Origin of the sequence: Henriciella pelagia, from assembly GCF_002088945.1 — a bacterium.
GTDB classification, from domain to species: domain Bacteria; phylum Pseudomonadota; class Alphaproteobacteria; order Caulobacterales; family Hyphomonadaceae; genus Henriciella; species Henriciella pelagia.
This window is the reverse complement of the sequence record NZ_NCSU01000012.1, coordinates 43,955-57,490: the sequence shown is the minus strand read 5'-3', so window position 1 is coordinate 57,490 and position 13,536 is coordinate 43,955. Positions and strand designations below refer to the sequence as shown.

At 59.0% G+C, this 13,536-nt stretch carries 25 protein-coding genes; 24 read left to right on the top strand and 1 reads right to left on the bottom strand.

Features of this window, described 5'->3' with window-relative positions; translation table 11 throughout:
* Positions 1 to 3 precede the first annotated feature (3 nt).
* Positions 4 to 1,194 carry an elongation factor Tu gene (tuf, locus tag B8746_RS14040; protein WP_084391653.1) on the top strand — a complete coding sequence of 397 codons (1,191 nt, stop codon included), beginning with the start codon at positions 4 to 6 and terminating at the stop codon, positions 1,192 to 1,194.
* 136 nt (positions 1,195 to 1,330) lie between these two features.
* Here tuf and B8746_RS14035 read toward each other — a convergent pair whose 3' ends face one another.
* A complete protein-coding gene (locus B8746_RS14035) occupies positions 1,331 to 1,711 on the bottom strand; it encodes a cytidine deaminase (RefSeq protein WP_084394341.1) in 381 nt (126 codons plus the stop codon).
* 292 nt (positions 1,712 to 2,003) lie between these two features.
* On the opposite strand from B8746_RS14035, the gene rpsJ reads away from it, so the two are divergent.
* The 23 genes from rpsJ (at position 2,004) to B8746_RS13920 (ending at position 13,533) form a co-directional block, all read left to right on the top strand.
* Positions 2,004 to 2,324: a 30S ribosomal protein S10 gene (gene rpsJ, locus B8746_RS14030; RefSeq protein ID WP_084394339.1), complete on the top strand. Its 321-nt coding sequence runs from the start codon at positions 2,004 to 2,006 to the stop codon at positions 2,322 to 2,324.
* A gap of 1 nt (position 2,325) precedes the next feature.
* Positions 2,326 to 3,120 (top strand): 50S ribosomal protein L3, encoded by a 795-nt coding sequence (gene rplC / locus B8746_RS14025; protein ID WP_084394338.1) that lies wholly within the window; start codon positions 2,326 to 2,328, stop codon positions 3,118 to 3,120.
* Positions 3,120 to 3,764 (top strand): 50S ribosomal protein L4, encoded by a 645-nt coding sequence (gene rplD, locus B8746_RS14020; protein WP_084394337.1) that lies wholly within the window; start codon positions 3,120 to 3,122, stop codon positions 3,762 to 3,764. Before rplC ends, rplD begins: the two co-directional genes overlap by 1 nt.
* A gap of 3 nt (positions 3,765 to 3,767) precedes the next feature.
* A complete protein-coding gene (locus B8746_RS14015) occupies positions 3,768 to 4,067 on the top strand; it encodes a 50S ribosomal protein L23 (protein ID WP_084394336.1) in 300 nt (99 codons plus the stop codon).
* Between the two features lie 10 nt (positions 4,068 to 4,077).
* Entirely contained in the window at positions 4,078 to 4,908 is an 831-nt protein-coding gene (gene rplB, locus B8746_RS14010; protein WP_084394335.1) for a 50S ribosomal protein L2, read from the top strand.
* A 12-nt stretch (positions 4,909 to 4,920) separates the two neighbouring features.
* Positions 4,921 to 5,199: a 30S ribosomal protein S19 gene (rpsS, locus tag B8746_RS14005; protein ID WP_084394334.1), complete on the top strand. Its 279-nt coding sequence runs from the start codon at positions 4,921 to 4,923 to the stop codon at positions 5,197 to 5,199.
* Positions 5,200 to 5,201: 2 nt separating this feature from the next.
* Entirely contained in the window at positions 5,202 to 5,591 is a 390-nt protein-coding gene (rplV, locus tag B8746_RS14000; protein WP_084394333.1) for a 50S ribosomal protein L22, read from the top strand.
* Positions 5,591 to 6,325, top strand: a complete 735-nt coding sequence (gene rpsC / locus B8746_RS13995; protein ID WP_084394332.1) for a 30S ribosomal protein S3 — start codon at positions 5,591 to 5,593, stop codon at positions 6,323 to 6,325. Before rplV ends, rpsC begins: the two co-directional genes overlap by 1 nt.
* A 3-nt stretch (positions 6,326 to 6,328) precedes the next feature.
* Entirely contained in the window at positions 6,329 to 6,745 is a 417-nt protein-coding gene (gene rplP / locus B8746_RS13990; RefSeq protein ID WP_084394331.1) for a 50S ribosomal protein L16, read from the top strand.
* Positions 6,746 to 6,747: 2 nt separating this feature from the next.
* A complete protein-coding gene (gene rpmC / locus B8746_RS13985; protein WP_084394330.1) occupies positions 6,748 to 6,951 on the top strand; it encodes a 50S ribosomal protein L29 in 204 nt (67 codons plus the stop codon).
* A gap of 9 nt (positions 6,952 to 6,960) precedes the next feature.
* Positions 6,961 to 7,206 carry a 30S ribosomal protein S17 gene (gene rpsQ / locus B8746_RS13980; RefSeq protein WP_084394329.1) on the top strand — a complete coding sequence of 82 codons (246 nt, stop codon included), beginning with the start codon at positions 6,961 to 6,963 and terminating at the stop codon, positions 7,204 to 7,206.
* The gene (gene rplN / locus B8746_RS13975; RefSeq protein ID WP_084394328.1) at positions 7,203 to 7,571 is read left to right on the top strand and encodes a 50S ribosomal protein L14; all 369 of its coding nucleotides are present in this window, start codon (positions 7,203 to 7,205) and stop codon (positions 7,569 to 7,571) included. The genes rpsQ and rplN overlap by 4 nt, the downstream gene beginning before the upstream one ends.
* A 2-nt stretch (positions 7,572 to 7,573) precedes the next feature.
* Positions 7,574 to 7,885 (top strand): 50S ribosomal protein L24, encoded by a 312-nt coding sequence (gene rplX, locus B8746_RS13970; RefSeq protein ID WP_084394327.1) that lies wholly within the window; start codon positions 7,574 to 7,576, stop codon positions 7,883 to 7,885.
* Positions 7,885 to 8,439 (top strand): 50S ribosomal protein L5, encoded by a 555-nt coding sequence (gene rplE, locus B8746_RS13965; protein WP_084394326.1) that lies wholly within the window; start codon positions 7,885 to 7,887, stop codon positions 8,437 to 8,439. The genes rplX and rplE overlap by 1 nt, the downstream gene beginning before the upstream one ends.
* A gap of 19 nt (positions 8,440 to 8,458) precedes the next feature.
* Complete coding sequence (rpsN, locus tag B8746_RS13960) at positions 8,459 to 8,764, top strand: 30S ribosomal protein S14 (protein ID WP_084394325.1); 306 nt, start codon at positions 8,459 to 8,461, stop codon at positions 8,762 to 8,764.
* Positions 8,765 to 8,779: 15 nt separating this feature from the next.
* Positions 8,780 to 9,175, top strand: coding sequence for a 30S ribosomal protein S8 (rpsH, locus tag B8746_RS13955; RefSeq protein ID WP_084394324.1), 396 nt, complete (start codon positions 8,780 to 8,782; stop codon positions 9,173 to 9,175).
* A 17-nt stretch (positions 9,176 to 9,192) separates the two neighbouring features.
* A complete protein-coding gene (gene rplF, locus B8746_RS13950) occupies positions 9,193 to 9,804 on the top strand; it encodes a 50S ribosomal protein L6 (protein ID WP_084394323.1) in 612 nt (203 codons plus the stop codon).
* A gap of 5 nt (positions 9,805 to 9,809) precedes the next feature.
* Complete coding sequence (gene rplR / locus B8746_RS13945) at positions 9,810 to 10,172, top strand: 50S ribosomal protein L18 (protein WP_084394322.1); 363 nt, start codon at positions 9,810 to 9,812, stop codon at positions 10,170 to 10,172.
* Positions 10,173 to 10,181: 9 nt separating this feature from the next.
* Positions 10,182 to 10,775, top strand: coding sequence for a 30S ribosomal protein S5 (gene rpsE / locus B8746_RS13940; protein WP_084394321.1), 594 nt, complete (start codon positions 10,182 to 10,184; stop codon positions 10,773 to 10,775).
* A 20-nt stretch (positions 10,776 to 10,795) separates the two neighbouring features.
* Entirely contained in the window at positions 10,796 to 10,990 is a 195-nt protein-coding gene (rpmD, locus tag B8746_RS13935; RefSeq protein WP_084394320.1) for a 50S ribosomal protein L30, read from the top strand.
* Between the two features lie 44 nt (positions 10,991 to 11,034).
* Complete coding sequence (gene rplO, locus B8746_RS13930; protein ID WP_084394319.1) at positions 11,035 to 11,514, top strand: 50S ribosomal protein L15; 480 nt, start codon at positions 11,035 to 11,037, stop codon at positions 11,512 to 11,514.
* Positions 11,515 to 11,602: 88 nt separating this feature from the next.
* Positions 11,603 to 12,967, top strand: coding sequence for a preprotein translocase subunit SecY (gene secY, locus B8746_RS13925; RefSeq protein ID WP_084394318.1), 1,365 nt, complete (start codon positions 11,603 to 11,605; stop codon positions 12,965 to 12,967).
* Entirely contained in the window at positions 12,964 to 13,533 is a 570-nt protein-coding gene (locus tag B8746_RS13920; RefSeq protein ID WP_084394317.1) for an adenylate kinase, read from the top strand. The genes secY and B8746_RS13920 overlap by 4 nt, the downstream gene beginning before the upstream one ends.
* Positions 13,534 to 13,536: the final 3 nt, after the last annotated feature.

Sequence of the window (13,536 nt, the reverse complement as noted above, 5' to 3'; positions counted from 1 at the left end):
CCCATGGCCAAGGAGAAGTTTGAGCGGAACAAGCCGCACGTGAACATTGGCACGATCGGCCACGTTGACCACGGCAAGACGACGTTGACGGCAGCGATCACGATGACGATGGCGGAGACCTATGGCGGTGCGGCGAAGTCCTATGCGGACATCGACAATGCGCCAGAAGAGAAGGCCCGCGGCATCACCATCAACACCGCGCACGTCGAGTATGAGACTGAGAACCGTCACTATGCGCACGTCGACTGCCCGGGTCACGCTGACTATGTGAAGAACATGATCACGGGTGCGGCGCAGATGGACGGCGCGATCCTGGTTGTGAACGCTGCTGACGGCCCGATGCCGCAGACGCGCGAGCACATCCTGCTGGCCCGCCAGGTTGGCGTTCCTGCGCTTGTTGTGTTCCTGAACAAGGTCGACCAGGTCGATGATGAAGAGCTTCTCGAGCTCGTCGAGATGGAAGTTCGTGAGCTTCTGTCCTCCTACGACTTCCCGGGCGACGACATTCCGATCGTTGCCGGTTCTGCGCTGGCCGCTGTTGAAGGCCGCGACGCGAACATCGGCAAGGACAAGATCATCGAGCTGATGGCCGCTGTCGACGAGTACATCCCGACGCCAGAGCGTCCGCTGGACAAGCCGTTCCTGATGCCGGTCGAGGACGTGTTCTCGATCTCCGGCCGCGGTACGGTTGTGACCGGCCGTGTGGAGCAGGGCATCATCAAGGTTGGCGAGGAAGTCGAGATTGTCGGCATCCGCGACACGCAGAAGACGACGGTTACCGGCGTCGAGATGTTCCGCAAGCTGCTCGACCAGGGCCAGGCCGGCGACAATATCGGCGCGCTGATCCGCGGTATCGACCGTGAAGGCGTCGAGCGTGGCCAGGTGCTGTGTAAGCCAGGTTCAATCACGCCGCACACGACGTTCGAGGCAGAAGCCTACATCCTGACCAAGGAAGAGGGTGGCCGTCACACGCCATTCTTCACCAACTACCGTCCACAATTCTACTTCCGTACGACGGACGTGACGGGTGTTGTGAAGCTTCCAGCGGACAAGGAAATGGTTCTGCCAGGCGACAACGTCAAAATGGAAGTCGAGCTCATCGCGCCGATTGCCATGGACCAGGGCCTGCGCTTCGCCATCCGCGAAGGCGGCCGCACCGTCGGTGCAGGCGTCGTCTCCAGCGTGACGAAGTAAGACACTCCGCAGCCCAAAAGGCTGACGATAATTCAAGGGCCGCTCCAAACGGGGCGGCCCTTTTTTCGTCTGGATGCAGGAAACTGCACTCATTGGGGCGGGACCTGGCCTGAATGTTAAGCGTTGTGCCGCTGGGTCAGCCATATCTAAAAGTGGCGGGCAACAGCGCGCCAAGAGTAGTTTCCGATTCGATGCCCCTTTCGCTGGCAAGCCTGACCGGCACGTCCGGGCCGGCGAATTCGGCGAGCCGCTGTCGGCAGCCGCCGCAGGGCGCTACCGGCCGGTCGGCATCGGCATAGATCAGGACTTCGAGTATTTCTGTGTCACCTGCCGCCACCATGGCGGATATGGCACCCGCCTCGGCACATGTCCCTTCCGGAAAGGAGGCGTTTTCGACATTGCAGCCCACATGGATGCCGCTGCGGCTTCGGATTGCAGCGCCAACGTGGAAGTCGGAATAGGGCGCGTGGGCATTTTCACGCACGGCGCGCGCCGCTTGAAGCAAGTCGTCACTCATTTCAGCTCCCCCGGTTCCGCGGTTCACGCAGCCCATTTTGGTCATAAGTTATGAAACGGGTCCAACTGAAAAGAGGTGATCCTGAATGACTTGCTGCTGGTCGCTGTAAAGATTCACCGTTGCGGTGTTGACGGCCCGATACAAATCCCATACACCGCGCCCTTCGAAGGGTCGGCTGTGCCTCGTGTGGCAAACGCTTCCCACCGAAACAGACAATTCAGCCGAATGCGTCAGGGCGCTCCATTATAGCGTGCGCCTAGGCGCGTCATTCATGTGGACGGGATACCGTACGATGGAAAAACAAAATATCCGGATCAGGCTGAAAGCCTTCGATCACCGCGCCCTCGATCTGTCGGCGAAGGAAATCGTGTCGACTGCGAAGCGCACTGGCGCTGACGTGCGTGGCCCGATCCCGCTGCCGACCCGCATTGAGCGTTTCACTGTGAACCGCTCTCCGCACATCGACAAAAAATCCCGCGATCAGTTCGAGATCCGCACGCACAAGCGCATTCTCGATATCGTGGACCCAACCCCGCAGACGGTTGACGCGCTCATGAAGCTCGACCTGTCGGCGGGTGTTGGTATCGAAATCAAACTTGAGGGAGCGCGCTAAGATGGCCCTTCCGGCTCAACGTTCCGGCGTTATTGCCCGCAAGCTGGGCATGACGCGTATCTTTAACGAGAATGGTCGTCACATTCCGGTGACCGTCCTTTCGCTTGATGGCTGTCAGGTTGTCGGCCTTCGCACCGACGAAGACCGGGAAGTCAGCGTCAATCGCGGAAAGAAGAAAGAAAAGGTCACTGTGACCCGTAATGACGGCTACACTGCTGTCGTGATGGGCGCGGGCGAAGCCAAAGCCAAGCGTACGGCGAAAGCCCAACGTGAAGCTTTTGCCAAGGCCGGTGTCGCGCCGAAGCGCAAGCTCGTGGAGTTTCGCGTGAGTGGCGATCTGCCTGAAGTCGGTGCAGAAGTTGTTGCAGACCACTTTGCGGTCGGTCAGCGCGTCGACGTTGCTGGCGTTTCGCTAGGCCGCGGTTTCTCTGGCGCCATGAAGCGCTGGAACTTTGGTGGCCTTCGTGCTTCACATGGTGTTTCCATTTCTCACCGTTCCCACGGTTCGACTGGCCAGTGTCAGGATCCGGGCAAGGTGTTCAAAGGGAAGAAGATGGCCGGTCACTATGGTGTCGACCGTGTCACCGTCCAGAATCTCGAGGTCGTTCGCACCGACGCTGAGCGCGGCATCATCCTCGTGAAGGGCGCAATCCCGGGTCATGACGGTTCATATGTTGAGGTGCGCGATGCGGTGAAGAGGGCGCTTCCTGAGGATGCGCCCGCTGCTGGTTCGTTCCGCACCAAGGGTGGCGCTGAGAAAAAAGTAGAGGCCGAGGAATCGGAGGCTGGTGAATAATGGAACTCGCAGTCAAAACTCTGGACGGCAAAGCCGCGGGCAAAGCGACAGTTGATGAGGCCGTATTCGGCCTGACCGACATTCGCGCCGACCTGCTGCATCGCACGGTCCGCTGGCAGCTGGCGAAACGCCAGGCTGGCACGCACAAGACCCAGTCGCGCGACGAAGTCTCCGTCACGACCAAGAAATTTATCCGCCAGAAAGGGTCTGGCGGCGCTCGCCACGGTTCGCGCAATGCGCCCATCTTTGTGGGTGGTGCGGTTGCTCATGGTCCTCGTGTCCGCAGCCACGCACACGACCTGCCGAAGAAGGTTCGCAAGCTCGCTCTGGCGCATGCGCTTTCTGCGAAGGTCAAGGGCGACGCGCTGATCATCATCGATGATGCGAAGCTCGATGCTGCGAAGACGAAAGAACTGTCCGCCAAGTTCAAGGGGCTTGGTGTTGATAATGCCCTGATTATTGCCGGCGCCGAAGTTGACGACAACTTCGCAAAGGCCGCGCGCAACATTCCAAATATCGACGTGCTGCCGGTTGCTGGCCTCAACGTCTACGACATCCTGCGCCGCAAGCAGCTTGTTGTGACCAAGAGCGCTCTTGAGGGCATCGGTGCTCGCTTCGAAGCGAAAGCCAAGGAAGGGAAATAAGCCATGGCTGACGTGAAGGCACACAATTACGATACGCTGCTCGCTCCGGTCATTACGGAAAAGTCGACCCTGCTTGCAGAAGAAAACAAGATCGTTTTCTCCGTTCCCCTGTCCGCCAACAAGAAGGACATCAAGGAAGCGGTTGAGGCGCTGTTCAAAGTGGACGTGACCAAGGTCAACACGATCAAGGTCAAAGGCAAGACCAAGCGCTTCCGTGGGAAGCTCGGGTTCCGCTCTGACACCAAAAAAGCGATCGTCACCCTGAAAGACGGACAGTCCGTCGACATCACGACCGGACTGTAGGAGAGCAAGTATGGCACTCAAGACTTTCAATCCGACCTCCCCAGGCCAGCGCCAGCTCGTCATTGTTGACCGCTCGGAGCTGCACAAGGGCCGTCCGGTCAAATCGCTGACCGAAGGCCTCACCAAATCGGGTGGTCGTAACAATCTCGGACGCGTGACCGCACGCGGTATCGGTGGCGGCGCCAAGCGTCTCTATCGCAAGGTCGACTTCAAGCGCACCCGCTGGGATGTCCCAGCGACGGTCGAGCGCCTTGAGTATGATCCAAACCGCACGGCTTTCATCGCCCTGATCAAGTATCAGGACGGCGAGCAGTCCTACATCATCGCGCCGCAACGTCTTGCGATCGGCGACACGGTGGTGACGTCCAAGACGGCAGACATCAAGCCGGGCAACGTTCTTCCACTGAAGAACATTCCCGTCGGCACGATTATCCACAATGTGGAAATCAAGCCTCAGAAGGGCGGTCAGATCGCCCGTTCCGCCGGTACCTATGTTCAGCTGGTTGGCCGTGACGCCGGCTATGCCCAGATCAAGCTGTCTTCGGGCGAGCTTCGCATGGTGCCGGACAGCTGCCTGGCAACTGTCGGCGCAGTGTCGAACCCGGACAATATGAACAAGGTCCTCTCCAAGGCCGGTCGTTCCCGCTACCTCGGCAAGCGCCCGAAGGTTCGCGGTGTTGCGATGAACCCGGTTGATCACCCGCACGGTGGTGGTGAGGGCAAGACCTCCGGTGGCCGTCACCCGGTGACGCCTTGGGGTAAGAAAACCCGCGGTCCTAAGACCCGCAAGACCCAGGCTTCGGATCGTCTGATCATCCGTCGCCGCAACGCGAAACGCTAGGGAGCGAGAGATATGCCACGTTCCGTTTGGAAAGGTCCGTTCGTCGACGGCTATCTGCTCAAGAAGGCAGAAAAAGCTCAGGCTTCCGAGCGCCGTGAGGTCATCAAGACCTGGTCGCGCCGGTCCACAATCATGCCGCAATTCGTTGGCCTGAACTTTCAGGTCCACAATGGCAACAAGTTCGTCCCAGTCCTCGTCACAGAGGAAATGGTTGGTCACAAATTCGGTGAGTTCGCGCCGACCCGTACCTATTACGGTCATGGCGCCGACAAGAAAGCGAAGAGGAAGTAGCCATGGCTAAGGCAAAGAATCCTCCCCGTCAGGCTTCGAACGAGTCTCGCGCCGTTCTGCGCATGTATCGCTCCAGCCCGCAGAAGCTGAACCTCTTGGCTCAGCAGATCCGCGGCATGCCGATCCAGCGCGCGCTGAACGAGATGAAATTCTCGCGCAAGCGTGCCGCCCAGGACGTCTACAAGGTACTCTGGTCGGCCATGTCGAACGCCGAGAACAACCACAATCTTGACATCGACAGCCTGGTCGTCGCTGAAGCCCATGTCGGCAAGAATCTCGTCATGAAGCGTATCCGCGCTCGTGCACGTGGCCGCGCGGCTCGCATCATGAAACCCTTCTCGCAGCTGACCATCGTGCTGCGCGACACATCTGTTGAAGCGGAGGCCGCATAATGGGCCAGAAGATTAACCCCGTTGGTCTGCGTCTCGGTATCAACCGGACCTGGGACAGCCGCTGGTATGCCGACACGGCAGACTATGGCCGCCTGGTTCACGAAGACCTGAAAATTCGCAACACGATCAAGGATCAGCTGAAGCAGGCTGGTATCTCCCGCATCGTCATCGAGCGCCCGCACAAGAAGTGCATCGTCACGATCCACACCGCCCGTCCGGGCCTCGTGATCGGCAAGAAGGGTGCGGATATCGAAGTGCTTCGCAAGAAGCTCTCAAAGATGACGGAAGACGAAGTTCGCGTGAACCTCGTAGAGATCCGGAAGCCTGAGATCGACGCGACCCTGGTTGCCGAAGACATTGCTCGCCAGCTCGAGCGCCGCGGTTCGTTCCGCCGCGCCATGAAGCGCGCGATCCAGAACTCCATGCGCCTCGGCGCGCTTGGTATTCGTGTCATGGTTTCCGGCCGTCTCGGCGGCGCAGAGATTGCGCGCACCGAGCAGTATGCAGAAGGCTCCGTGCCGCTGCACACGCTTCGCGCCGACATCGACTATGGCACCGCCGAAGCAGAGACGACCTACGGCATCATTGGCGTGAAGGTCTGGATCTACAAAGGCGAGATCATGGAACATGACCCGATGGCACAGGACAAGAAGGCCGAAGATTCCGGTCAGGCCCGTGCCCGTTCGACCAACCAGCGTGGACCGGCTTCCGGCCCGCAAGGCGCAGGAGCTTAACCGATGCTGCAGCCAAAACGCACAAAATACCGTAAGGCCTTCAAGGGCCGGATCACGGGCAACGCCAAGGGCGGCTACACGCTGAACTTTGGCAGCTTCGGCCTCAAGGCGCTCGAGCCAGAGCGGGTGACCGCTCGTCAGATCGAAGCGACCCGCCGTGCTGTGACCCGCGAAATGAAGCGTCAGGGCAAGGTCTGGATCCGCGTATTCCCGGACACGCCGGTCACGGCGAAGCCGATCGAAGTTCGTATGGGTAAGGGTAAGGGCTCGGTAGACCGTTGGGTCGCCCGCGTTGCTCCTGGCCGTATCCTGTTCGAGATCGATGGTGTTCCGGATGCTGTCGCCATTCAGGCTCTGAAGCTCGGCGCCGCAAAGCTGCCGGTCAAGACCAAGATCATCAAGCGCATTGAGGGGATCTAGAGATGAAAATCGCTGATTTGCGTTCCAAGAGCACCGACCAGCTGAAGGATCAGCTCGTCCAGCTCAAGAAAGAACAGTTCAACCTCCGCTTCCAGCAGGCCACTGGCCAACTGGAAAAAACGGCCCGAATGAAGGAAGTCCGCCGCGACATCGCTCGCGTCAAGACGCTCCTCAGCGAACAGGCCAAAGCGGAAGCAGAGGCGTAGGAGAGAGTCATGCCGAAACGCGTAATGGAAGGCGTTGTGGTGTCCACCAAGCAGGACAAGACGGCTGTGGTCCGCGTTGACCGCACCTTCCTCCATCCTGTGATGAAGAAGATCGTGCGCCGCTCGAAGAAATACCACGCTCACGACGAGGGCAATGTTGCCGTCGAAGGTCAGCGCGTCACCATTCAGGAGTGCCCACCGCGCTCGAAACTGAAGACGTGGGAACTGGTTGCTGGAGAAGGGGCTGACTCATGATCCAGATGCAATCCAACCTCCGCGTTGCGGACAATTCCGGCGCACGCCGTGTCCAGTGCATCAAGGTGCTGGGTGGTGCAGGCCGCCGCTATGCGTCCGTGGGCGATATCATCGTCGTGTCGATCAAGGAAGCGATTCCAACCGGCCGCGTAAAGAAAGGCGATGTACGCCGCGCTGTCGTCGTCCGCGTCTCGAAAGACATTAACCGCCCCGACGGTTCGACCATCCGTTTCGACACCAATGCCGCTGTGCTGGTGAACAATAATGGTGAGCCGATCGGTACCCGTATCTTCGGACCGGTTCCGCGCGAGCTTCGCGCCAAGAACCACATGAAGATCGTCTCTCTGGCTCCGGAGGTGCTGTAACCATGGCTGCCAAAGTGAAAAAAGGTGACCGCGTGATTGTCACGACGGGCCGCAACAAGGGCGCCCAGGGCGAAGTGCTGAAAGTGCTTCCCGCTGAGAACCGTGTTGTTGTTCAGGGTGTGAACGTTGTGAAGCGCCACCAGAAGCCGGGTCAGATGGACCCAGGTGGCATCAAGACGTTCGAAGCGCCGATCCATGTCTCCAATGTGGCGATCATGGACCCGCGTGATGGCAAGCCGACCCGCGTCGGTTTCAAGGTAGACGAGCATGGCCGCAAGACGCGCTATGCCAAACGTTCTGGCGAGTCGATCTGATGTCCAAGAATTACGAACCCCGTCTGAAGACGAAGTACGCTAAAGAGATCCGGGCCAAGCTCCAGGAGCAGTTCAACTACTCCAATGACATGCAGGTCCCGAAGCTCGACAAGGTCGTGATCAACATGGGTGTCGGCGAAGCTGTCGCTGACTCCAAGAAGATCAAGACCGCGCTTGCCGAGCTCGAGAAGATCGCTGGTCAGAAGCCGGTGCCGACCAAGGCCCGTAAGTCCATCGCAGGCTTCAAGCTGCGCGACGGTATGGTCATCGGTGCCAAGGTTACGCTACGCCGTGACCGGATGTTCGAGTTTCTCGACCGTCTGACCAACATGGCCTTGCCACGCGTGAAGGACTTCCGCGGTCTGAACGGCAAGAGCTTCGATGGTCGTGGCAACTTCGCCATGGGCCTGAAAGAGCAGATCGTGTTCCCGGAAATCAACTATGACGACGTGGAAGACATTCGCGGTATGGACATCATTGTCTGCACCACCGCTAAAACGAACGAAGAAGCCAAGGCGCTGCTCGCGCATTGCGGCTTCCCGTTCCGGAACTAGCGCTTGAGGACGAAACGATATGGCTAAGAAAAGCGCAATTGAGAAGAACGAGAAGCGTCGCAAGATGGTCGCCAAGTATGCGGCTCGTCGCGCGAAGCTGAAAGCGATTGCGGTGGATGAAGATGTTCCACTGGAAGAGCGCTTTCAGGCTCGCCTGAAACTGGCTGAGCTTCCGCGCAACTCCGCACCGAACCGCGTTCGTAACCGCTGCCAGGTCACAGGCCGTCCGCGTGGTTATTATCGCAAGATGAAAATGTCGCGTATCGCACTTCGCGAACTCGGCTCGCTCGGCATGGTGCCGGGCCTCGTGAAGTCAAGCTGGTAGGAAAGGAGGACCAAGATGAACATTTCCGATCCCCTTGGCGATCTCCTGACCCGTATCCGCAATGCGCAGATGCGTGGCATGACGAAGGTTGTCTCGCCGTCTTCCAAACTGCGGATCCGCGTCCTCGACGTGCTCCAGTCTGAAGGCTACATCCGTGGCTACACGGAAGTCGAAAAAGACGGTCACAACAATGTCGAGATCGAGCTCAAGTATTATGATGGCGCACCTGTCATCTCCGAGATCCGCCGGGTCTCGAAGCCAGGTCGCCGGGTTTATTCGTCGGTGAATGATCTGCCGCTGGTCCGCAACGGACTGGGCATCTCCATTCTCTCAACGTCCAAGGGGGTCATTTCCGACGCCGTTGCACGCAATGAGAATGTGGGTGGCGAGATCCTTTGCCGGGTATTCTAGGACGAGGATGAACTGATATGTCCCGTATTGGAAAACTCCCAATTCCGGTCCCGAACGGCACGACCGTTACGCTGAACGGCAATACGATCGAAGCCAAGGGCCCGAAAGGCAACCTCGCCTTCACCGTGTCCGACCTGATGTCGGCCGAGATCAAGGACGGCGAAGTCCAGATCATGCCACGCGAGAACTTCGTGAAAGAAGCGAATGAGCGCATCAAGGCAAATGACGAGAAGGGTCGCAAGAAGATGACCTTCGCTGAGGCGCTGGACCCAAAAGTCCGCACCCAGTGGGGCACGGCTCGTGCGAACGCTGCCAACGTCATCAACGGTGCCGCCACAGGCTTCTCGAAGACGCTGGAACTCGTCGGCGTTGGTTATCGCGCACAGATGCAGGGCAATGACCTGAAACTGTCGCTCGGTTATTCGCATGACGTGATCTTCAAGGCACCGGAAGGCATCAAGATTGAAGCCCCCAAGCCGACTGAAGTCATCGTTTCGGGCGCAGACAAGCAGGCTGTCGGCCAGGCTGCTGCCGAGATTCGCCAGTTCCGTAAGCCAGAGCCGTTCAAGGGCAAGGGCGTGCGTTACCAGGGCGAATATGTCCGCCGCAAGGAAGGCAAGAAGAAGTAACCGCCATGAAGACGACACGCGAAAAATCCATCCGTCGCGCGCAGCGCACCCGCACGAAGCTCCGCAAGCTCGCCTCTGGCAAGCCGCGTCTTTCGGTTGCCCGCTCGCACAAGAATATTTCCGCCCAGATCATCGATGATGAGAAGGGTCTGACGGTTGCTGCAGCCTCAACGCTCGAGAAAGACCTTCGCACCAAGCTGAAGTCCACGAGCGATACCGCAGCTGCCCAGCGCATCGGTGAGCTCATCGCAGAGCGCGCCAAGAAAGCCGGCGTCGAAGACGTCGTTTTCGATCGCGGCAGCTACATGTTCCACGGCCGGGTTAAAGCCCTGGCAGACGCCGCCCGCGAGGGCGGTCTGAAGTTCTAGGAGGCCAATATGGCAGAAGAACAGGGCAGAGGTCGCGGCCGCGGACGCGGACGTCGCGACGACCGCCAGGAAGAGCAGAGCGAATTTGTCGACAAGCTCGTCGGCATCAACCGCGTCGCCAAGACGGTGAAGGGCGGTAAGAATTTCGGCTTTGCTGCACTGGTCGTCGTTGGTGACCAGAAGGGCCGCGCAGGCTTCGGCAAGGGCAAGGCCCGCGAAGTGCCTGAAGCGATCCGCAAGGCAACCGAAGACGCAAAACGCAACATGGTTCGTGTTGCGCTTCGCGAGGGCCGAACGCTGCATCATGACGGCAAGGGCCGTTGGGGTGCAGGCAAGGTCATCCTTCGCGCAGCGCCTCCCGGCACCGGCGTGATCGCTGGCGGCCCGATGCGCGCTGTCATGGAAGTGCTCGGCATTCAGGACGTCGTTGGCAAGTCGACCGGCTCGTCCAACCCGTACAACATGGTTCGCGCAACCTTCGCGGCGCTCAAGGAGCAGGCAAGCCCGCGCTCCGTTGCGTCCAAGCGTGGCCTCAAGGTCCAGGATATTGTTGGCCGCCGCACCGATGGTGCGTCCGAAGCCGGCATTTCCGAAACCGCCTGATTTAGAAAAGGGTTCTGATCATGGCAAAGAAGAAGTCAGATACGGTCACGGTTCGCCAGACAGGCAGCCCGATCCGTCGCAAGCCAGAGCAGCGTCAAACGCTTGTCGGCCTCGGTCTCAACAAGATCGGCCGTGAGCGTCAGCTTGAAGACACCCCGGCCGTGCGTGGCATGATTGCCAAGGTGTCTCACCTTATTGAAGTCGTAGAAGAGTAGGCGTATAGGGGCGACCCTTTTCAGCGCCAGTCAGGAATAGACCGATGAAACTCAACGAACTCTCCCCAAATGCGGGATCGACCCAGAACCGCCATCGCGTGGGCCGCGGCGTCGGCTCCGGCAAGGGCAAGACTGGCGGTCGCGGTGTCAAAGGCCAGAAGGCTCGTTCGGGCGTTGCCCTGAATGGCTTCGAAGGCGGCCAGATGCCAATCTATATGCGTCTGCCGAAGCGTGGCTTCACTGCCCGCAACTCGAAGGACCATGCCTGGGTCAATCTTGGACGTCTCACCAAGGCGATCGAAGCTGGCAAGCTCAAGGCTGGCGATATCACCGAAGAGACGCTGGTTGCATCCGGTGTCATCCGCCGCGTGAAGGACGGTGTTCGTCTCCTCGCAAAGGGTGAAGCGCCGAAGAAGGCAAACATCACTGTCACGGGCGCCAGCAAGGCCGCGATCGAAGCGATCGAGAAGGCCGGCGGCAAGGTTACTGTGACGGGGCCGGTGGCGGCGGAAAAAGCAGAGTAATCTGCGGCTTTTTCGTTCGCACACCTTCACAAACAGCATTTCGCCGCCGATGTATTGGCGGCGATTTCATTTCCGGTAGGAGGGGCACTTGGCCACAGCCGCAGAGCAAATGGCGCGAAACATGAATTTCGGCACCTTCGCGAAAGCGAAGGATCTTCAGGCCCGAATCCTGTTCACGCTCTTCATTCTCGTTCTCTATCGTCTTGGAACGTTCATTCCCGTTCCTGGCGTTGACCCCAATCAGTTTGCACAATTCTTCCAGCAGCAGCAGGGCGGCATGCTCGGCTCGCTGAACATGTTCGCTGGCGGCGCCGTCGAGCGGATGAGTGTGTTTGCGCTCAACGTGATGCCTTACATTACGGCGTCCATCATCGTGCAGATGATGACAAGCGCTGTGCCTTCGCTTGAAAAGCTGAAGAAAGAGGGCGAGTCGGGCCGCAAGCAGATCAACCAGTATACGCGCTATCTCACTGTCGGATTCGCCTTCTTCCAGGGCTTTGGCATCGCCATGGGCCTTTCGGGCGTGGCGTATGAAGGCATTGCGACCTGGTTCTTTGTATTGACCGCTGTGACGACGTTCGTTGGCGGCACAATGTTCCTGATGTGGATGGGTGAACAGATCACCGCGCGCGGTATCGGCAACGGCATCTCGCTGATCATCTTCGCAGGCATCATTGCCGAAATGCCGAAGGCGATTGTGAACCTCTTTGCCGGCGGCCGTGAGCAGGGCGTCAATGTCGTCTTCGTGGCGCTTGTCCTTCTACTCGTCATTGCGCTCGTCCTTTTCATTGTCTTCATCGAGCGCTCGCAGCGCCGCGTCCTGATCCAGTATCCGAAGCGCCAGGTCGGCAATCAGATGCAGCAGGGCCAGAGCTCGTTCATGCCGCTGAAGCTCAATACGTCGGGTGTCATCCCGCCAATTTTCGCCATCGCGATCCTGATGCTGCCGATGACGGCTGTCGGCCTGACCGGTGGTAATACGATGGCCCCAGGTACCGGCGTCGAGCAGGGCCCTGGCATCATCCAGTGGCTGGCCCTTCACTTCTCGCCGGGCAGCTGGACCTACATCATCACTTACGGTGTGCTGGTCGCATTCTTCTGCTTCTTCTACACTTCGATCATGTTCAACCCGCAGGAAACCGCAGACAATCTGCGCAAGTATGGCGGCTTCGTCCCTGGCATCCGTCCGGGCAAGAACACGGCTGCCTATTTCGATTATGTGCTGACGCGCCTCACCACGATCGGCGCCATCTATCTGGTCTTCGTCTGTCTGCTTCCAGAAGTGCTGCGGCGATACGTTCCGGAAATTCCTTTCTATATTGGTGGCACATCGCTTCTCATCGTTGTATCCGTTACGATGGATACAGTGACACAGATCCAGTCCCACTTGATCGCGCATCAATATGAAGGGCTGATCAAGAAATCGCGGCTGGGAGGTAAGCGCAGACGATGAATTTGATACTCTTCGGACCACCGGCGGCCGGAAAGGGCACGCAGGCAAAACGCCTTGTCGAGGAACACGGCTACATTCAGCTTTCGACGGGCGACATGCTGCGCGCAGCGCGCGCATCAGGATCTGAGCTTGGCAATCGCGTTGCAAAGATCATGGACGAGGGCGGCCTGGTGTCAGATGAAATCGTCATCGATCTGATTGATGAGCAGCTCGGCATCCATACCGATGCGCCAGGCTTCATCTATGACGGATTTCCGCGCACGGTTGGTCAGGCGCACGCGCTCGACAATCTGCTGAAAACCCGTGGGTCGCAAGTCGACCGCGTGATCCGGCTGGTCGTCGACGAAGCCCAACTGCTGAAGCGGGTGACCAAGCGCTTTGAGGAGCAGGGACGCAAGGACGACAACCCGGAGACTTTTGCTGCGCGCCTTGATAAGTATAATCAGGATACCGCACCTCTCATTCCGCTTTATGCGGAACGAGGCATCCTTCGCGAAGTCGACGGAATGGCGTCGATTGATGAGGTTACACAAGGCGTCGAGAAGGCGCTGAAAGAGACCGCATAAAGC